This is a genomic window from Streptomyces sp. AgN23 (genome assembly GCF_001598115.1).
In the GTDB taxonomy this organism is placed as follows: domain Bacteria; phylum Actinomycetota; class Actinomycetes; order Streptomycetales; family Streptomycetaceae; genus Streptomyces; species Streptomyces antimycoticus.
On the sequence record NZ_CP007153.1, the window covers coordinates 5,274,647 to 5,293,538 of the forward strand.

At 71.6% G+C, this 18,892-nt stretch carries 17 protein-coding genes; 6 read left to right on the top strand and 11 right to left on the bottom strand.

Features of this window, described 5'->3' with window-relative positions; all coding sequences use genetic code 11:
- Positions 1 to 208 precede the first annotated feature (208 nt).
- Positions 209 to 1,555, top strand: a complete 1,347-nt coding sequence (gene gdhA, locus AS97_RS22575; protein WP_125761105.1) for an NADP-specific glutamate dehydrogenase — start codon at positions 209 to 211, stop codon at positions 1,553 to 1,555.
- A 49-nt stretch (positions 1,556 to 1,604) separates the two neighbouring features.
- Here gdhA and AS97_RS22580 read toward each other — a convergent pair whose 3' ends face one another.
- From AS97_RS22580 to AS97_RS22610, 7 genes are all read right to left on the bottom strand, one after another.
- Positions 1,605 to 2,729 carry a PP2C family protein-serine/threonine phosphatase gene (locus AS97_RS22580; RefSeq protein WP_063805005.1) on the bottom strand — a complete coding sequence of 375 codons (1,125 nt, stop codon included), beginning with the start codon at positions 2,727 to 2,729 and terminating at the stop codon, positions 1,605 to 1,607.
- A 102-nt stretch (positions 2,730 to 2,831) separates the two neighbouring features.
- Positions 2,832 to 3,611 (bottom strand): IclR family transcriptional regulator C-terminal domain-containing protein, encoded by a 780-nt coding sequence (locus AS97_RS22585; protein WP_210565528.1) that lies wholly within the window; start codon positions 3,609 to 3,611, stop codon positions 2,832 to 2,834.
- 176 nt (positions 3,612 to 3,787) lie between these two features.
- Positions 3,788 to 4,246: an SRPBCC family protein gene (locus tag AS97_RS22590; RefSeq protein ID WP_059148209.1), complete on the bottom strand. Its 459-nt coding sequence runs from the start codon at positions 4,244 to 4,246 to the stop codon at positions 3,788 to 3,790.
- A 157-nt stretch (positions 4,247 to 4,403) separates the two neighbouring features.
- Positions 4,404 to 5,687, bottom strand: coding sequence for an FAD-dependent oxidoreductase (locus AS97_RS22595; protein WP_210565529.1), 1,284 nt, complete (start codon positions 5,685 to 5,687; stop codon positions 4,404 to 4,406).
- A gap of 89 nt (positions 5,688 to 5,776) precedes the next feature.
- Positions 5,777 to 7,201 carry an amidase gene (locus AS97_RS22600; RefSeq protein ID WP_059148210.1) on the bottom strand — a complete coding sequence of 475 codons (1,425 nt, stop codon included), beginning with the start codon at positions 7,199 to 7,201 and terminating at the stop codon, positions 5,777 to 5,779.
- A gap of 192 nt (positions 7,202 to 7,393) precedes the next feature.
- A complete protein-coding gene (locus AS97_RS22605; RefSeq protein WP_349017598.1) occupies positions 7,394 to 9,712 on the bottom strand; it encodes a terpene synthase family protein in 2,319 nt (772 codons plus the stop codon).
- Positions 9,713 to 9,823: 111 nt separating this feature from the next.
- The gene (locus tag AS97_RS22610; RefSeq protein WP_059148211.1) at positions 9,824 to 10,954 is read right to left on the bottom strand and encodes an acyltransferase family protein; all 1,131 of its coding nucleotides are present in this window, start codon (positions 10,952 to 10,954) and stop codon (positions 9,824 to 9,826) included.
- A 314-nt stretch (positions 10,955 to 11,268) separates the two neighbouring features.
- Here AS97_RS22610 and AS97_RS22615 point away from each other — a divergent pair, with 314 nt between their 5' ends.
- Positions 11,269 to 11,724 (top strand): TerB family tellurite resistance protein, encoded by a 456-nt coding sequence (locus AS97_RS22615; protein ID WP_059148212.1) that lies wholly within the window; start codon positions 11,269 to 11,271, stop codon positions 11,722 to 11,724.
- A gap of 37 nt (positions 11,725 to 11,761) precedes the next feature.
- Here the strand turns inward: AS97_RS22615 and AS97_RS22620 are convergent, their stop codons facing one another.
- Positions 11,762 to 12,709, bottom strand: coding sequence for a M56 family metallopeptidase (locus AS97_RS22620; RefSeq protein ID WP_059148213.1), 948 nt, complete (start codon positions 12,707 to 12,709; stop codon positions 11,762 to 11,764).
- 3 nt (positions 12,710 to 12,712) lie between these two features.
- Complete coding sequence (locus AS97_RS22625; RefSeq protein WP_059148214.1) at positions 12,713 to 13,126, bottom strand: BlaI/MecI/CopY family transcriptional regulator; 414 nt, start codon at positions 13,124 to 13,126, stop codon at positions 12,713 to 12,715.
- A gap of 266 nt (positions 13,127 to 13,392) precedes the next feature.
- On the opposite strand from AS97_RS22625, the gene AS97_RS22630 reads away from it, so the two are divergent.
- Positions 13,393 to 14,703 carry a cytochrome P450 gene (locus AS97_RS22630; RefSeq protein WP_086706394.1) on the top strand — a complete coding sequence of 437 codons (1,311 nt, stop codon included), beginning with the start codon at positions 13,393 to 13,395 and terminating at the stop codon, positions 14,701 to 14,703.
- A 45-nt stretch (positions 14,704 to 14,748) separates the two neighbouring features.
- Here the strand turns inward: AS97_RS22630 and AS97_RS22635 are convergent, their stop codons facing one another.
- Positions 14,749 to 16,338: an SDR family oxidoreductase gene (locus AS97_RS22635; RefSeq protein ID WP_210565530.1), complete on the bottom strand. Its 1,590-nt coding sequence runs from the start codon at positions 16,336 to 16,338 to the stop codon at positions 14,749 to 14,751.
- 349 nt (positions 16,339 to 16,687) lie between these two features.
- On the opposite strand from AS97_RS22635, the gene AS97_RS22640 reads away from it, so the two are divergent.
- Positions 16,688 to 16,987: a type II toxin-antitoxin system VapB family antitoxin gene (locus tag AS97_RS22640; protein WP_059148217.1), complete on the top strand. Its 300-nt coding sequence runs from the start codon at positions 16,688 to 16,690 to the stop codon at positions 16,985 to 16,987.
- Positions 16,988 to 17,143: 156 nt separating this feature from the next.
- Positions 17,144 to 17,821 carry a LytR C-terminal domain-containing protein gene (locus AS97_RS22645; protein ID WP_185930067.1) on the top strand — a complete coding sequence of 226 codons (678 nt, stop codon included), beginning with the start codon at positions 17,144 to 17,146 and terminating at the stop codon, positions 17,819 to 17,821.
- A 31-nt stretch (positions 17,822 to 17,852) separates the two neighbouring features.
- Here the strand turns inward: AS97_RS22645 and upp are convergent, their stop codons facing one another.
- Positions 17,853 to 18,488, bottom strand: coding sequence for a uracil phosphoribosyltransferase (gene upp, locus AS97_RS22650; RefSeq protein ID WP_059148219.1), 636 nt, complete (start codon positions 18,486 to 18,488; stop codon positions 17,853 to 17,855).
- A 188-nt stretch (positions 18,489 to 18,676) separates the two neighbouring features.
- Between upp and AS97_RS22655 the strand changes: the two genes are divergently transcribed.
- The gene (locus tag AS97_RS22655; RefSeq protein WP_014061828.1) at positions 18,677 to 18,844 is read left to right on the top strand and encodes a hypothetical protein; all 168 of its coding nucleotides are present in this window, start codon (positions 18,677 to 18,679) and stop codon (positions 18,842 to 18,844) included.
- Positions 18,845 to 18,892: the final 48 nt, after the last annotated feature.

The following is an 18,892-nucleotide window of genomic DNA, read 5'->3' on the forward strand; positions in this document are numbered from 1 at the left end:
CCGCGCGGGAGAGAGCACAGTCCCGTACCCGCAGGTGGTACGGCCCCCGCCCGGGGGTGGAGCAGGCTCCACCATCGCCTGATCTTCCCGGTCCGCGAGCGACTCCCTGGGCGCGCCGCCGTGGTGAACCCCGCCGGGGACAAGATCCTGGACATCCCCACAGGACCGGCATATGAGACAGAAGACAACAGAGAGGCATCAGCCACCCATGGATGTCAGCGCCCGCATCGAGGCCGTCTACGCACAGATCGTGCACCGCAACCCCGGGGAGCCCGAGTTCCACCAGGCGGCGCGCGAGGTGCTGCCGACCCTCGCCCCCGTGCTCGGTGCGCATCCGGAGTATCTGGACGCCCGGATCGTGGAGCGGCTGTGCGAGCCCGAGCGGCAGCTCGTCTTCCGGGTGCCCTGGGTGGACGACGACGGCGAGGTGCGGGTCAACCGCGGCTTCCGGGTGGAGTTCAACAGCGCGCTGGGCCCCTACAAGGGCGGTCTGCGCTTCCACCCCAGCGTCAATCTGGGCATCGTGAAGTTCCTCGGCTTCGAGCAGATCTTCAAGAACGCGCTGACCGGCCTGGCCATCGGCGGCGGCAAGGGCGGTGCGGACTTCGACCCCAAGGGGCGTTCGGACGGCGAGGTCATGCGGTTCTGCCAGTCCTTCATGACCGAGCTGTACCGCCACCTCGGCGAGCACACCGATGTGCCGGCCGGGGACATCGGGGTGGGCGGCCGTGAGATCGGCTATCTCTTCGGCCAGTACAAGCGGATCACCAACCGCTTCGAGGCCGGTGTGCTGACCGGCAAGCCCGTCGGCTGGGGCGGTTCACCCGCACGTACCGAGGCCACCGGCTACGGCACCGTCCACTTCGCCCAGGAGATGCTGCGCACCCGTAAGAAGGATCTCGACGGCCTTACGGTCGTCGTCTCCGGATCCGGCAATGTGGCCCTCTACGCCATCGAGAAGGTCCACGCCCTCGGCGGACGGGTGGTGGCCTGCTCCGACTCCTCCGGCCATGTGGTCGACCCGGACGGGATCGACCTCGCCCTGCTCAAGGAGATCAAGGAGGTCCGCCGGGAGCGGATCGACGCCTATGCCGCCGCCAAGCCGGGCGCCGTCTTCTCCGGCCGGGGTTCGGTCTTCGAGGTGCCCTGCGAGGTCGCCCTGCCCTGCGCGACCCAGAACGAGCTGACCGAGCAGTGCGCTATCGCCCTGGTCAAGAACGGGGCACTGGCCGTGGCCGAGGGCGCCAACATGCCCTGCACCCCGGCGGCGATCGAGATCTTCCGGGAGGCCGATGTGCTCTTCGGCCCCGGTAAGGCCGCCAACGCGGGTGGTGTGGCCACCTCCGCCCTGGAGATGCAGCAGAACGCGTCCCGCGAGCGCTGGACCTTCGCCCAGACCGAGGCACGCCTCGCGGCCGTCATGACCGAGGTCCACACCCTGTGCCGCACCACCGCCGACCGCTACGACTGCTCTCCCGACGACTACGCCCTGGGCGCGAACGCCGCGGGTTTCGTGCGGGTGGCGGAGGCGATGGCCGCCCAGGGCGTCGTCTGAGCCGGTCGGGTGCGCCGAGCCGGTCGCATCGACATCGACGGCATGCGGCTCACGCCGACGACGCCGACGGCATGTCGGCCGCCGCGCGCACCGCGCCCAGCACCGGCTTGCGGAGCAGCAACAGCGCCGCGTCGTCGTGGAGCCGCCCGCCCACATGGGTCAGCAGTTCGTCGTGGAGCGAGGCGAGCGTGCGGGACGGCTCGTCGCAGAGGTGCCGCGGCACCCGCTCCAGCAGCGGGAAGTACTCCCGGCCCCGGTCCCGCGCCTCGATGACCCCGTCGGTATAGAGCAGCAGCTGGTCCCCGCCCGCGAACGCCACGACCTGGAGGCTCGGCAGATCGCCGCCCAGGGAGGCCAGACCGAGCGGCGGGGCCGGGCGGCTGGGCTCGACGGCGATGACCCCGGACTCGCCGATCAGCAGCGGCGGGGCGTGTCCGCAGTTGACGAGCTCCATCCGGCCGTCGCTGGGGTATCCGGCGACCACGGCGGTGACGAAGTCGTCGGGCGTCAGGTTGCGGGACAGGCTGCGCTCGATCCTGGCGACGACGTCGAGCAGGTCGGGTTCGTCGTAGGCGGCCTCGCGGAAGACACCGAGCACCAGCGCGGCGGTGCTCACCGCGGGCAGCCCCTTGCCGCGCACATCGCCGACGATCAGCCGGACCCCGTACGGCGTGGGCAGCAGGGCATAGAGATCGCCGCCCACCCGTGCCTCCGCGGCGGCGGCACTGTAGCGGACGGCCACCTGGAATTGGCCGACCCGGGAGGGCACCGGTTGGAGCAGGGCGTTCTGGGCGGCCTCGGCGACCGAGCGGACGTCGGCGAGGACCCGCTCACGGCGTCTGCGCAAGGCGCTGGCCCCGCAGCTCGCCAGGGACACGGCGGCGGGCGTGGCCAGCAGGATCGCCTGGGTGCGCATCGGCTCCACGCCCTGGGTACCCAGGAACGCGCCCACCGCCACCGCGAGCAGCCCGATGCGCAGTACCCCGTACGGTCCGAACTGGGCGGCGGCGAGCGCCGGGCCGACGGCGAGCAGGGGCAACCAGGCCAGCCCCTCCGAGGTGGCCAGGGCCAGCGGGATCACCCCACAAATGATGACGACGGGGACCGCGGAGGCGAGGTGCCGACCGGCGACCAGCTGGTCAGGGTCGGATGGGCGGAGTCGGGCCGGGAACATGACCTGCTTCGCTGCTCTCTTTCACGGGGGACAAGTGATACCGGAAATGTCTGTTACATCCAGAGAAACAGCGATTCCATAGGTTCGGCAAGGGCGGCGTTTTCAGATAGTGAGCGAGAGGTGCCTGCTCACCCGGTTCGCCGTCGGGACCAGGTGGGTCCGGAACAGCTCACGGTGCGGATCCAGCCGGGCCAGCCGGGCCAGCCGGGCCACCGGCAGCGAGACCCCGAGCGAGCCGAGCCGGTCCCCCCAGGAGATCGGCACCGCGAAGCAGACCGTGCCCAGGGCGTACTCCTCCAGGTCCGCGACCAGCGGACTGCCGGTCGGGGAGTCCAGCCGGCGCAGCAGATCGTCGGAGCGGGTGACGGTGCGCGGGGTGAGACCGAAGAGCGGATGGCGGGCCAGATAGTCGTGGCGGGCATCGTCGTCCAGTTCGCGCAGTACGCATTTGCCCAGCGCGGTGGCGTGCCCGGCGTCCTTGTACCCCACCCACAGATCGACCCGGGGCGCGTGCGGGCCGTCGACGATGTCCACGACCCGGATCTCGCCCTCGTCGTAGAAGGTGAGGTAGGCGGCGGCGGAGAGCTCGTCGCGCAGCGCGGTCAGGGTGGGCCGGATCCCGGCGAGCAGCGCCTGCTCCCGGCTTCCGGACTCGAGGGTGTGCAGCTTGTCGCCGATCACGAAACCGCCGTCGTCCAGCCGACGCAGATAGCCGTCGTGGACCAGCGTCCGCAGCAGGTGGTAGGTGGTCGCGAGCGGCAGCCTCGTCTCCCGTGCGAGCCGCTTGGCCGGCACACCGCCCTCATGCGCGCCCACCGCCTCCATCAGCCGCAAGGCCCGCTGTACGGATGTGATCAGCGTAGGCGCCGCGTGAACACCCATACATCCAGCTTGCTCCCGTTATGACCGGATGAGCAAGAACGGGATCGGACCCGCGTGAGGGCGCCGACCGGTGCGGTCGGCGCCCTCACGGACACGGGTGGAATCGGCGCGGTCGGCCGGGGGGGTGCCGACCACACGGTGGGGCCGGCCGGGGGAGATCCGGCCGCGCGGTGGGGTCAGCCGGGGGAGATCCGGCCGCGCCAGGCGCCTTCCGCCTCGCCGCGCCGCTCGATGAAGTCCTTGAACCTCCGCAGGTCCCCCTTCACCCGCCGGTCGAGCGTCCCGGTCATGTCCGCGGCCTTCTCCGCCATCCCGCTCGGCTGGAAGACCAGGGCCAGATTGACCCGGGTGTGGCGCTCGTCGAGGGGCTCGAAGGTCACCAGGCCCTGCTGCCGCACATCACCGGAGGTGGTGCGCCATGCGATGCGCTCGTCGGGAAGCTGATCCACGATCTCGGTGTCGAACTCCCGGTGCACACCGGCGATGGAGGTCGCCCAGTGGTTGTGGCGTTCGTCCACCTGGGTGACCTGGTCCACACCTTCCATGAACCTCGGGAACTCGGTGAACTGCGTCCACTGGTTGTAGGCGGTGTGGAGCGGAACCCCAACCTCGACGGACTCCCGCACGGTGCTCATCGGTGACTCCTTTCGATGTGGTCGTGTCGCTCACCACGGCGGGTTTCCGAGAGCGCCGCGCCAAAACATGCCCTCCCCGGACGATCGACGCGTCGACAGGAGGCGACAGGAGACGACGGGAACAGAGGCGGAGGCAGAGCCTGGGGACGGCCGCGGATCAGCGCAGCGGATGCAGCGGCGCCAGTTCGGCCGGGGAGGTGCCGGTCGCGATGGCCTCGGCCAGCAGCCGTCCGCTGAGCGGGCCGAGGGCCACGCCCCACATGCCGTGGCCGCCGTTGACGTAGACGCGCGGCGAGGCGGTCGGGCCGACCAGGGGCAGTCCGTCGGGGGTGCAGGGGCGGGCGCCGACCCAGGTGTCCTTACGGGCTTCCCAGTCGATGCCGCGCAGCAGCGGGCGGGCCGCCGCGATGATCGCCTGGATGCGGCGCGGGTCCACCGGCCGTTCCACGGGCGCCAGTTCCATCATCCCGGCGACCCGCACCCGGCCCTCGCCCAGCGGGGTGCAGACGACCTTCTGGGCGGCCAGATAGGTGGGGCGGGTGGGGGCGCCCTCGGCCGGCACGCTGAAGCTGTAGCCACGTCCGGCCTGGACCGGCACCCGGACCCCGAACGGCCGGACCAGCCCGTCCAGCCAGGCGCCGGTGGCCACGACGGCGACGTCCGCGCGGAGTTGGCCCCGGGAGGTGGTGACGGCCACGCCCTGCCCGAGGTCCCGGATTCCGGACACCTCCGTCCGCTCCAGGATCTCGCCGCCGTGCTCGCGCACCGCGTCCGCGAGGGCGCGGACGAAGTTCCCCGGGTTCAGATAGCGCTGGCCGTGGAGTTCGAGGGCCGCGCCGATGCCGTCGCCGAGCGTCGGCTCCAGCTCGCGGGCCCGGTCCCCCTCGATCGGCTCGTACGCGATCGAGAAACCGGCCGCGCGGGCCTGCTCCAGCTCCTCGACCATCGCGGCGCGCTCGGCCGCGGTGCGGAAGGCGAGCAGACAGGGTTCGGCGGGCCGGGTCGGCTCGGCGACACCGTCCGCCGCGAGGGCGTCGTACGCCTCCAGTGCATGGCGGTTCAGCGTGGCGAAGGTGGCGGCCAGGACCCGCCAGCGGCGGGGGGTGCAGTTCCGGGTGAAGGAGAGCAGGAAGCGGGCGAGCCGGGGATCGGGACGGGGCGGTATGTAGACGGGCGACTCGGGGGAGACCAGGCTGCGCAGCCCGTAGCGGAGCGCGGCCGGTTCGGGCAGCGGCAGCGTCAGGGCCGGGGACAGCCAGCCGGCGTTCCCCCAGGAGGCCCCGGCCGCGGGGTGACGCCGCTCCACGACGCTGACCTCGACGCCGTGGTTCCGCAGCGACCAGGCGGTGGCGAGGCCGACCATGCCGGCGCCGATGACGATGGCGCTGCGGGGCGGGCGGGACGGGCCGGTGGCACGGGACGAGCCGGTGGCAGAGGACACGGATGTGCTCCTTCCCATGGGTGGAACGCCATCATCGGCGGTAGCGGCCGGTCGCGGCACCGCCCCGCCGCCCTGGTGTGCCTCCTTGGTCACCCGATACCCGCCGGGCGCCGCCGCCAGTGCCCGGTGGCCTGCTCGAAGGCGTGGCCGACCTGGAGGACCGCGAAGTCCGCCCGGTGCGGCCCGACGATCTGCAGCCCGACGGGCAGCCCGCCGGGCGTGAACCCGGCCGGTACGGACAGTGCCGGACTGCCGGTCGAGCTGATCAGATACGCCGAGCGCATCCAGTCCAGATAGTCGTCCATGGCCACCCCGGCGACCTCGGTCGGGTACTCGATGCCGACGTCGAAGGGCAGCACCTGGCTCACCGGGAGCAGCAGCACGTCATAGCGGCCGAAGAACTCCCGGACGCGGTGGTAGAGCTGGGTGTGCAGCACCTCCGCGCGGCCGACGTCCGGCCCGCTGAGCTTGCGCCCCTCCTCGGTGTTCTCCCGGATCGTCCGCTTCAGACCGTCGGGGTGGCGGTCCATGAGCGTGCCGAAGGCGACCTCGAACATCGAGGCGCGCAGCGTACGGAAGACCTCCTCGGCCTCGGTCAGGTCCGGGCAGGCCCGCTCCACGACGCAGCCGAGGTCGCTGAAGACCTCCACCGCCGACTCGACCGCCGCGGCCACCTCGGGCTCGACCGGCACCAGCCCCCCGAGATCCGGCGACCAGGCCACCCGCAGCCCCGTCAGATCGCGGTCCAGGGGGCGGGCGAAGCGGGCGCCGGGCTCCTCCAGGGCGATCGGCGACCGCGCGTCGGGCCCGGCGACGGCGGACAGCAGCAGGGCGGCGTCGGCCACGGTACGGGCCAGCGGGCCCCTGACGTTGAGCGTGCTCCAGGCGGTCGCGGCAGGCCAGCCGGGGACGCGCCCGGGCGACGGGCGCAGACCGACGACATTGCAGAACGAGGCCGGGTTGCGCAGCGAACCGCCGGTGTCGCTGCCGTCCGCGATCGGGATCATGCCGGAGGCCAGCGCGGCCGCCGCGCCCCCGCTGCTGCCGCCCGCGCTGCGGCCCAGGTCGTACGGGTTGTGGGTGGCACCGAAAATCGGGTTGAAAGTGTGCGAACCGGCCCCGAACTCAGGAACGTTGGTCTTGCCGATGGTGATCGCCCCGGCGGCCCGGATCCGTTCGATCAGCAGATCGTCCTGGTCGGGCACGCCGTCGGCGAGCGGCGAGCCATGGGTGGTGCGGATGCCCGCGGTGTCGTGGGTGTCCTTGTGGGCGATGGGCAGCCCGTGCAGCGGCCCGAGCTCCTCCCCTGCCGCGGTCCGCTCATCGGCCCGTTCGGCGGCCTCGCGAGCACGGTCCGCGACGAGGGTGACGATCGCGTTGACGGCGGGGTTGACCCGTTCGATACGGGCCAGATGGGCCTCGAGCAGCTCGCGCGCGGACAGCTCGCGGGTGCGCAGCAGGCGGCTGAGGTCCAGCGCGGTCCTGAAGCAGAGGTCGTCATCCGTCGTCGTCACGGTCGCTCGCCTTCCTTACGGGGCCCAGGGACGGAACCCATGGTTCGGGAAGCGGCCGGTCGAGGGAAGAGCACCTGGGGTCGGGGCATCGGTCCGGTCGGCCCGGTCAGTCCGGGTCGGCCCTGTCAGTCCGGCAAGTGGCCGCCCCGCCGTGTCCCCTCGGACACGGCGGGGCGGCCGACCCCGAGGTCCTCACGGACGTGCTCCGACCGCCCCGGCGGGCACCGGAATCCGGGCGGCCGAGGTGCCGAGCCCGGTGGGCCCGTGCCACGGGGCCACCGGCCGCGCCCCCGATCCGGCCCCGGCCCCCACCGGCCGCCGGTGCACGCGGAGCAGCTCCGCCTCGCGGTAGCGCGGGACCTCCCGGTGCCAGTTCATGATTCCGGTCATCCAGTGGCGCAGCTCCCGCACATAGCCGTCCATCGCCCGCCGGGCCTCCGGCGCCAGGCCGAAGTCGTCGTAGAGCACCGGGAACTCATGCTCCGCGACATGCTGGAACTGCCGCATCCGGGACGTCATCAGATCGTTCACGACGGCGACCCCGGTCGGGTAGTCGCAGTCGAAGAAGTTCTGGACGACGAGGACGCCGTTGTGGATCTCGCCCTCGAACTCGATCTCCTTCTGGTACGAGAAGACGTCGTTCAGCAGCGTCGCGTAGTCCATGGCGGCGTTCTCCAGCGACCGGACGGGGCCGCTGCGGTAGATCTCGGGCGGCACCCGCCGTCCGCGCGCCAGCCGGCACAGGCTCATGGTGAGGTCGGAGCCGAAGGTGTGCCGGCGCATCTCGATGTAGTCGACCGGGTCGGGGATCCGGTTCTTGGTCTGGTTGACCAGCTCCCACAGCCAGCTTGCGGTCATGTCCTCGATGGACTGCCGCAGATCGCGGCGTGCCGAGTCCTCCATCGGGGCCGCCGTACGGGCCCACAGATCGGCCAGCGACCGTTCCAGCGCGGTCGCCGGGGCCGGGGTGGGGCCCATGTCGAGCGGCATGAACTCCCCGAGCCGGGCGTTGCACGCCCAGGCTCCGGCCAGGTCGTGGGTGCGGCCGAAGACCGCCGGGTAGTAGTCGTCCGCGTAGGTGCCCCAGGCCAGCCAGCCCGACGCCACGTCGAGCTCGTCCAGGGAGCCGTCCGGGTGGATGCCCGCCGCGCACAGCGGGAGATCGGCGGCGAGCAGCCGCTCCTCGTCCCAGACCCGCGCACCGGGGATGCCGGGCTGCGGTTCGAGGATGCCCATCCGGTGTGCCCAGTCGGTCAGATGGCGGCGGGCGGTGGGCAGATGCGCGTTGAGCCGGAGGGGGAACGGCATGAAGAAGTCCGGCAGCAGGGACGGCCCGGTCTTCTGGAACGGGACATGGCTGAACGTGCGCGCCCTGGCCGCCTCCGCCCGGCCGGTGGTCAGCGGCAGGCTCGCCGCGGAGACGCCGAGGCCGCTGAGCGCGAAGGGGGACCACGCCCCGGGTATGGCCGCCTGGCCGGTGCCGGTCGCCTCGTCGGCGGCGTGAGCGCCGCCCGCTTCGTTCGCGCCGTTCATATAGCGGCTGGAGCGCATATGCCACTCATGGCCGCCGGACTGCCAGTCCTGGAGCCCCTTGACGTAGGCGAGGACGCCCGCGCAGGCCACCGGGTCCAGGCCGTGTTCGGCGAAGAGCGGGCCGAGCTCGGTGAGCGTGGTGTCCTCGAACTGCCGCAGCCGTGAGGTGAGCAGCTCGTTGACGGAGTCGGCCGCCTCCTGGGTGGTGCAGCACAGGAACGTCTCCAGGACCAGGACGCCATTGCTGAGCTCGCCCTCGTCCTCGATCTCCCGCTGGTAGGAGAACAGGTCGTTGCGCAGATGCACCGCGTCCGCGAAGGCGTCCCGCAGCACCCGCATCGGCCGCGACCCGGCGATCAGCGCCGGCACCTCGGCCCCCACCGCATGCTCGACCAGCCCGGCCGACCAGGGCGCGCCGCCGACCTTACGGCGCATCTCGATGTACTCGACCGGATTGGGGACCCGGTGGATGTTGATGTTCGAGAGCTCCCAGAGCGATTCGTTGAGCAGATTCTCGGTGCTCTCCCGGAACCGGGCCCGCCAGTCCGACGACATCGAGGGCACGGTCCGCGCCCACAGATCCGCGAGCCCCGCCTCGACCGGGTTGGTGGGCTCGGGGGTCCCGGCGGCCAGGTCCATCGGCATGAAGGCGGGCAGCCGGTCGAGATACGCCTTACCGGCCTCACGGTCCTGGGAGCGCTTGAACGTCTCCAGGAAGTGGTCGTCGAAGAAGAAGACCCACACATACCAGTCCGTGATCAGCGAGAGCTCCGCGCCGGAACAGTCGGGGTGGGTGTAGGCGCACAGCAGGGCGTAGTCGTGGGCGTCGAGGTCCTCCTGCTCCCAGATCCCCGAGCCCTCGAGCATTCCCATCGCGCGGGCCCACTGGGTGGAGTGCTCCCGTGCCTCCTGGAGGTGGGGGTTCAGCCGGGCCGGGTACGGCATGTAGAACTCGGGGAGTTGAAAGGGCTGTGTCACTGCTGGGCCGGCACCTCTCCGTGCGACGGTGGCCCGTAGCCGTCCGGCTACGGACCGGGGTCGGCTACGGGCTACCCATGCCACTCCCGGCCTATCCGAAAGCCCCATTAGTCACACGAATGCGCTGCCGGGCCGGTCGGCGGCGGCCCCGCCGCCGGACCGCGCGGTCGGCCGGAAGGCCCATTCCATCCGCGGCTCCATCGCGAACCGGAACATCCGCTGGACGGGCGGTGTGCACAGGGCGGTCACCACGGCCACCGCCACCGCCGTCACCGCGATCTCCCCCAGCGGCCGGTGCAGCCACGGGTGGTCGTACCAGCCCCAGAAGCGGGAGCCCTTGGCCAGGAAGCCGTGCAGCAGATAGCCGTACAGCGTGCCGGCGCCGAGCACCGTGAACCACATCCGGCGCCGGGGCACCCAGGCGAGGAAGCACACGGTGAGCACCATGGAGCAGCCGAAGAGCGCGAACGTCATCACCGGCCCGGCCCACCACGGCGCACCGAGTTCCTGCGCGCTGTCCCGGCGGTAGAACCACGCCGGGTTCATCCGCGGCACGGCCCAGTAGGCGAAGACCACCGCGGCGGCGGTCACCGGCACGGACAGCCGTCTGACCTCGCGTCGCCGCAGCATCCGGAAGTGCTCCGGCCGCAGGTGCAGCCCCAGCACGAAGAAGGGCAGGAACTGCAGCACCCGCTGCAGATCGAGGTCGTCACCGATGTTCGGGGAGCAGGTGGCGAGCGCGGCGACGGTGAGCGCCAGCGCCACCGGCCACCGGGCGATCCGCCACAGCGGCGTGGTCAGCCGCCAGACGAAGAGCGCGATCAGGAACCAGGTCAGGTACCAGGGGTCGAGCGGGGTGATCGGAGAGGACGGATCGTCGTCCGCCCACCGCTTGAAGAGGGTGTACGCGACCTCGAAGAGGAGGTACGGGACGGCGACTCCCGTGATCAGGCGCTTGAGCCGGTCCGGCCGGACATCGAAACTCCGCGAGAAGTAGCCGGAGATGAGCACGAACGCCGGCATATGGAATGTGTAGACGGTCATATAGAGCGCGGACGCCGCTCTGCTGCCGCCCCGCAGGGGCTCCCACGCGTGTCCCATCGCGACCAGCACGATCGCCAGGTACTTGGCGTTGTCGAAGAACGCGTCACGTTGTCTCGGCGCGGGAGACGAGGCCGGTAACGCCTCGGGGGGCGGGGTCGACGGCGCCCGCCGCGCGGGCAGCAAGGAGGAGACGTTCATCACATACGGCCTCCCGGGGAACCTGCGGGGAAAATCCCGCCTCTTTCCAGATTTCGGCGGAGGGTTGCGGAGTGGAACATTCCACGCACCATAGTGGCGCCCGCCGCGCCTCGCCCGAAAAGGCTCAGCTCTCGCGTACGACGGTTTACGCCCAGCCCAGCGCATCCTTCACCTCCTCAACTTGGGAACTTCTTTACCCCTCCGGAAAGTTCAGAGAGCGATGAAGAGGGCCGATCCGCCCGGCCTTGACCGACCCAGCCTGCTAACTTCTACACAACTGTAGATGCTGACGACCCTATGGAGTGTGAGTGGCCATGGCCCTGTGGGACCGCCTCAAGGAATCCGCCCAGACGATGCAGACTCAGCTCGTCGAGAAGAAGAACGACTTGAAGAGCGGCGCGTTCCGCGACGCGAGCATGGCGATGTGTGCCCTGGTGGCGGCGGCGGACGGTTCGGTCGAGCCGTCCGAGCGGCAGCGTGTCGCCCAGCTGATCGCCACCAATGACGTGCTGCGGAACTTCCCGGCCGACGATCTGCAGCGGCGCTTCAACGACTACCTCAACAAGCTCACCACCGACTTCGACTTCGGCAAGGTGAGCGTGCTGCAGGAGGTCGCCAAGGCCAAGAAGAAGCCCGCCGAGGCGCGCGCCGTGATCCAGATCGGCATCGTCATCGGGGGCGCCGACGGCAACTTCGACAAGACCGAGCAGGCCATGGTCCGCGAGGCGTGCTACACCCTGGAGCTCCCGCCGGCCGAGTTCGACCTGTAAGGCGGCCCCGCACGCCGTTGGCGACAAGCCGTACGTCCTACAGCGGCGTCGCGGCGTGCAGGACGAGAACCAGGGCGACCGCCGCGTTCGCCGACGAGAGGGCGGACGCGGCCGTGCCCACCGCCGCGATCCACAGGGCCAGCCCCGCCGCCGTCCACGTCGGCGGCCAGTGCCGGGACGGCGGCACCGGCCCCAGCAGCGCCGCGACCCGCCGCGGCACCGGCCCCGGCGCGGCGAACCCGGCGAGCGCCGGTCCCGGCGCGCCCTGGGAGACCAGGGCGGCCTTGCCGACCGCCCGCGCCATGACCCGGCGGTCGCCTACCTCCCGGGCCGCCTCCTCGTCCGCCCAGCGCTCGGCGCAGTAGTCCACCGCGGCCCGCAGCGGCCGCAGCAGCGGATTGGCCCGCGCCGCGAGCTGTGCGGCCAGCAGATAGCGGTGGTGGCGGGCGGTCAGATGGGCGCGCTCATGCGCGATCAGGGCCCGCCGCTCGCGGGGGCTGAGGCTGTCCAGCATCCCGGTGGAGACGACGATCCGGCCCGGCCGCCCCGTCCGCCCGGAGGTCCCGGGCAGGGCGTACGCGTACGCCCTGTCGTCGGGCAGCACCGCGACCGGTGACTCCGGCAGCCCGGCGAGCGCGAGCCGGGCGTCCCGCCGCACCCGTCCATGGCGCACACAGGTGGCCGTACAGGACACGGCCACCGCCACCAGCGCGCCGATCGCCGCCTTTCCGGCCACAGCGTCCCAGGGCACAGCCGCCCGTACTTCGGGGTCCGACCAGCTGTCCGGCAGCGGATTGCCCGGCAGTTGTGCCGTGCCGACGACCATCAGCAGCCCCAGGCACAGCGTGGAGCACACCGTAAGGACGGTGCCGACGAGCGTCAGCAGCCGGGTGGCGGTGCGCGGGTGGAGATGCTGTTCGGCGAGCCGGGCGATCGGCAGCGCCGTCAAGGGCAGAACCAGCGGGAGGAAGACGAAGACACCCATCGGTCAGTCCTCCGGCTCCTCCGCCACGTCGCTCAGCAGGTCGCGCAGCAGCCGCTCGTCGTCCTGGGTCAGCCCGGTCACAAAGCTGGCCAGAACCGCCCCGCGGTCGTCCTGGCCGTCCAGCACCCGGCGCATCCGCAGTGCCGCGAGCCCCGCCTCGTCCGAGGCCGCCCGCCAGACGAAGGAGCGGCCCGCGCGTTCACGGGTCACGGCCTGCTTGGCGTGCAGCCGGGACAGGATGGTCATGACCGTGGTGTAGGCGAGCTCGCCCTCGATCCGCTCCTGTACCCATGCGGCGGTCACCGGCCCCGGCGCCCGGCGCAGCGCCGCGAGCACCTGCGCCTCCAGTTCGCCCTGGCCACGCCGACGGGGGCGGCGGGGCCAGCCGGGACCGCCGGTCCGGTCGTGGTCCGTCACACCGTCTCCTTCCACACCGCACGCGCCCGGCGCGTGGCGCTACATGGTAGCGAGCGACGGACCGCCGCCCTCCTCTTCCCCGGACCGCGGCCGGGCCGTTCGCCGCCCCTTCCCCGGGCCCCGGTCGTACGTTCGCCGCTTGGGCCGGGCTGTACGCGCGGCCCCGGTCGTACGTTCGCCCCTTTGGCCGGGCTGTACGCGCGGCCCCGGGCCGCCTCACCGATGCTGAGCAGGGGGACGACCCCGACGAAGGAACTCACTCAGCCATGACGCAGACGCAAGGCTCACTCGCGCGGCAGATCACCGACTACGCCCATCGTGCCGACCCGTATCCGATCTACGCAGAGCTACGCAAAACGCCCGTGGTGCACGACGAGGAGGGCCCGTACATCGTCTCCACCTACTGGGAGATCCACGGTCTGCTGCACGACCCCCGGCTCAGCTCCGAGGCGCGCGACCTGGACCCCGAGGCCGCCCCGGAGCTGGTCGAGGAGGACGACCCGGGGCTGCCGCCCAGCTTCCTGCGGCTGGACCCGCCCGAACACGACCGGCTGCGCCGACTGGCGATGGCGCCCTTCGGCCCGCCGCACACCCCGCGCCGGCTCCACGCCATGCGCGGTGAACTCACCCGTATCGTCGGCGAGCTGATCGACGGCTTCGAGGGCCGGGACCGGATCGATCTCGTCGACCACTTCTCCTACCCCTTCCCGGTGACCGTGATCTGCCGGCTGCTCGGGGTGCCGCGGGAGGACGAGCCGCGCTTCCACGCCTGGGCCGAGACCCTCGCCCTCAGTTTGGACCCCGACCCGGACGCGGACGCCGCCGAGCGGCGGCGGATTACCCGGCAGGCCCGTACGGAACTGGCGATGTACCTGTCCGAGCTGATGGCGGAGCGCCGGCGCGCACCCCGCGACGACATGCTCTCCGCCCTGGTCAACGGGCAGGGCCCGGAGGGGCGGATGAGCCGTGTGGAGCTGCTGAGCACCGCGGCGCTGCTGCTGGTGGCAGGGCATGAGACCACCGTCAACCTGATCACCAACGGCATGCTGACCCTGCTGCGCAACCCCGATGTGCTCGCCCGGCTGCGCAAGGATCCCCATCTGGTCGTCCCGCTGGTGGAGGAGCTGCTGCGGTTCGATCCGCCGGTGCAGATGCTTCCCCAGCGCACCCCGCTCTCGGAGATCGACATCGCGGGCGTGACCATCCCCAAGGGGGCGCCCGTCTGGCTGCTGCTGGCCTCGGGCAACCGTGATCCGCAGCGCTTCCTCGACCCCGACCGGTTCGATCCGCAGCGCAGGGACAACCAGCACCTCGGCTTCGGCAGCGGCATCCACAGCTGTTTCGGCGCCCCGCTGGCCCGGCTGGAGGCGCAGATCGCGCTGACCGAGCTGGCCCGGCGGCTGGACCAGCCCCGGCTGCTGGAGGACCCGCCGACCTACCGGCGCAACGCGGTGCTGCGCGGGCCACGGCATCTGCCGATCGCCCTGGAGGGACTGCGGCCGAACGCATCCCCGAACGGGTCCTCGAACGCCTCCCCGGACGCATCCCCGGACGGGTCCCCGAACGGGTCCCGGTGACGGCGGGCCTCAGCGGCCCGGCGCCCCCCGGGCCGGCAACGGGGCTCACCGCGAGCGGGACGCCGACGTGCTCGTCCCGGCCGCGTCCGTCCCGCCCGTACCCCTCCCGGCCACGTCCTTCTCGGCCCGGGCGGCGATGTTCCGGGCCATACCGCCGAAGACGAGGGCGTGGAAGGGAGCGACCGACCACCAGTAGAGATGTCCGGCGAGGCCGCGCGGATGGAACAGCGCCCGCTGCCGGTACACCGTCCCGCCCCGCGCGTCCCGGTCGACCGTCATCTCCAGCCAGGCCAGGCCCGGCAGCCGCATCTCGGCCCGCAGCCGCAGCAGCCGGGGCGGCAGGACCTCCTCCACCCGCCAGAAGTCGAGGCTGTCCCCCATCCTGAGCCGCGCCGCGTCCCGGCGGCCCCGGCGCAGCCCCACGCCGCCCACCAGGGTGTCGATCCAGCCGCGCAGCGCCCAGGCGAGCGGCATCGAGTACCACCCGTTCTCCCCGCCGATCCCCTCCACCACCCGCCAGACGTCCTCCGGCGAGGCGTCCACCGCGCGTGCGCGGCGGTCCTGGTAGAGGCTGCCGCCCGCCCAGTCGGGGTCGGTGGGCAGCGGATCGCCGGCCGCTCCGGGGGTGGCGGCGGAGGACCAGCGGGTGGCCACCTTCGCGTCGCGGACCCGGCGCAGGGCCAGCTCCAGCGCCCGGTCCACGCCGAGCGGCCCGCCCGACGGGTCCGGCACATAGCGGACGATGTCCCGTTCGGCGCACACCACTTCATGGCGCAGCGACTCCACCAGCGGGCGGGCGATGGCGCCGGGTACGGGCGTGACCAGGCCGACCCAGAGACCGGACAGCCTGGGGGTGAGCACCGGCACCGGGACGACCAGACGCCGCCGCAGCCCGGTCACCTCCGCGTACCGCCGCATCATGTCCAGGTAGGTGAGGACGTCGGGGCCGCCGATGTCGAAGGTCCGGTGCACGTCGTCCGGCAGCGTGGCGCAGCCCACCAGCAGTCGCAGCACATCGCGGACGGCGATCGGCTGAGTGCGGGTGTGCACCCAGCGGGGCGTCACCATCACCGGCAGCCGCTCGGTGAGGTAGCGGAGCATCTCGAACGAGGCCGAGCCCGAGCCGACGATCACCCCTGCCCGCAGGACGGCCGTCGGCACCCCGGAGTCCAGCAGCACCCGGCCCACCTCGGCCCGGGAGCGCAGATGGGGCGAGAGCTCGCGCTCGGGGACCCCGCCCGGGGTCAGTCCGCCGAGATAGACGATCCGGTGGACCCCCGCGGCCCGGGCCCGCTCGCCGAAGATCCGGGCGGCGCGGCGGTCGGTCTCCTCGAAGCCGGCTCCGGTGCCCAGCGCGTGCACCAGGTAGTACGCGACGTCCACGCCCTCAAGGGCGGCGCCGATGGACTCCTCGTCGGTCACATCGCCGCGTACGGTCTCCACTCGCCCCGTCCAGGGGTGATCGCGCAGCTTCTCGGGCGAGCGGGCCACACATCGCACCTGATAGCCCGCGGCCAGCAGCTCGGGCACCAGCCTGCCGCCGATATAGCCAGTGGCGCCGGTGACCAGACAGCGGCGCGGCTCCTGCGCACCGCGCTCACGGTGCGGCTCCGGCGAACGCTCGGGAACAGCCATGAGGCCATGGTGCGCGGGCAGGACAAAACCTGCGAGGTGGGCTCCCTTCGGCGGCATTGTCCGTATCAGGTAGTGGAGGTCGCTTTCCGGTCTCCCCGACCTTCGAGCCTCTCAGCCCGGCCATCTAGGAAACGCTCCGGGGGACTGACGTCCTCTGTCCTGAGCGCCTCTCCGGTCGAGCTCCCTCGCTCGCCCCGCAGGCTGTTATTCACGTTACTCCGACCACCTTTGAGCGCCTAGCCCCTTTCGAGCATTTTTTCCGTTTTTCCGATCCAGGCGAAGTCGGCCCCGGCCCGGCACTCGGGCGCCTTGGCTGCGCCGGGAGGGGCTTGGCCGGTAGGCTTTCCGTGTGATCTTCAAGCGCATCGGAAACGGTCGGCCCTATCCCGACCACGGACGGGAAAGCACCCGCCAGTGGGCGGATGTCGCCCCACGTCCGGTACGTCTTGACCAGTTGGTCACGACGAAGCAGCAGCTCGACTTGGAGACGCTGCTCGCGGAGGACTCGACGTTCTACGGGGACCTCTTCGCCCATGTCGTGAAATGGCAGGGCGACCTCTATCTGGAGGACGGGCTGCACCGGGCGGTGCGCGCCGCGCTCCAGCAGCGCCAGGTGCTCCACGCGCGGGTCCTGGACCTCGAGGGCTGACCGCGTCCGCGCCCCCGGTGACCGATCACCGCTGATCGACTTCCGATCTCTGTTGACCCTTTCGGGTTGGTCTGAGCACCAACCATTGATCATTTAGTAGGCATCGCCACCTGGCCGCACTACGCTGCGCTTATGAGCATGCTGACCCCTCCCGGCATGGGCGGAAAGTACCGCATTACGGGCGATCGGTACCCGCGGATGAGTCGACCCCGGAGCCGTCGGCGGCTGATGTTCGCCGCATTCGGCTCGGTCCTGGCACTCGGCCTGGTCGGCTGGGGAACGCTTCAGCTCATCGACGTCTTCTCCGGCGACAGCGACGACCAGACGGTCCGCGCGGCGCACGGCACCGGGGACTGCGAGCGCGGCGACAAGCGCCCCGACGAGAAGGCGAAGTCCGGCCGGTCCGACGGCGGCCAGAGCGGTCAGGGCGGCCGGCAGGGCCATACGGGCGGGAAGCTGCCGAAGCCCTCCCAGATCACGGTCAACGTCTACAACGCGACCACGCGCTCCGGCCTCGCCAAGGACACCGCGAAGGAGCTGGAGAAGCGCGGCTTCAAGATCGGGAAGGTGGGCAACGCCCCGGCCCAGTACGACAAGAAGGTCAAGACCACCGGGATGCTGCTCGGCGCCCCCGGCGCCGGCGACGGGGCCTTCAATGTGCTCGGCACGCAGCTCAGCGGCGCCCAGACCAAGAACGACGCGCGCAACGGCAAGGACATCGACCTGGTCATCGGCAACGGTTTCAAGGACCTGGTCAAGCAGAAGGACGCCGACAAGGCGCTGGCCGCCCTGGCCAAGCCCTCGCCCGCGCCCTCCGGAAAGCCCTGCCGCTGACCGATCGCGTCAGAGCACCCTTAAGCGGTTCTCAGCCCGCGCTCCCGTACATCCGGTCACCCGCGTCGCCGAGCCCGGGCACGATGTACCCCTGCTCGTTGAGCCGCTCGTCGATGGACGAGGTGACCACCGTCACCGGCGCGCCCGCCAGTTCGCGCTCCATCAGCTCGACACCCTGCGGCGCCGCCAGCAGACAGAGCGCGGTCACATCGTCGGCGCCCCGCGATATCAGCTCCCTGATCGCCGCGACCAGCGTCCCGCCGGTGGCGAGCATCGGGTCCAGGACGTACACCTGACGGCCGGAGAGGTCCTCGGGCATGCGGGTGGCGTAGGTGGACGCCTGCAGCGTCTCCTCGTCACGGATCATGCCCAGGAAGCCGACCTCCGCGGTGGGCAGCAGCCGCACCATGCCGTCCAGCATCCCGAGACCGGCCCGCAGGATCGGCACGACCATGGGGCGCGGATGGGACAGCCGTACTCCGGTCGTGGCCGTCACCGGGGTCTGGATGTCGACCTGCTCGGTGCGCACATCGCGCGTGGCCTCGTACGCGAGCAGGGTCACCAGCTCGTCGGCGAGCCGCCGGAAGGTGGGGGAGTCGGTGCGCTTGTCGCGCAGCGTGGTGAGTTTGTGCGCCACCAGCGGGTGGTCGACGACGTGGATCCGCATGGCAACGACACTAACCGAGCCTCCCGAGCCCGACTGCCGCCGGTGACCCCGTCCGCCCCCTCCGTGCGCCTCCCCCGCGCTCAACCGTCTGCCGCCGCACTGGAATCAAACCGCCGTTTCGGGGGAAAGTGGGCAGCAGCGCCCGGAGTGCCCCCGGGCGACACCTCGGCCCCGAGGAGTGATTGACCATGGCCGACGCGACCGCGAAGGAAACCTCCGCGGAACGCCGCCGCCGTCGCGACCGCTTCCTGCGCGCGCTGAACGAGGCCAGAGCGGTGCGGAACCGGGTGCGTCCCCGCCAGGCCCGCGCGGCCCGGATGCGCCGGGCGATACACATGCGGACGTTTTCCTGGTGAGTTCTGGTGGGCTTCCGCCGAACCGCCGGAGGAGGTTTCCGCGCGTTT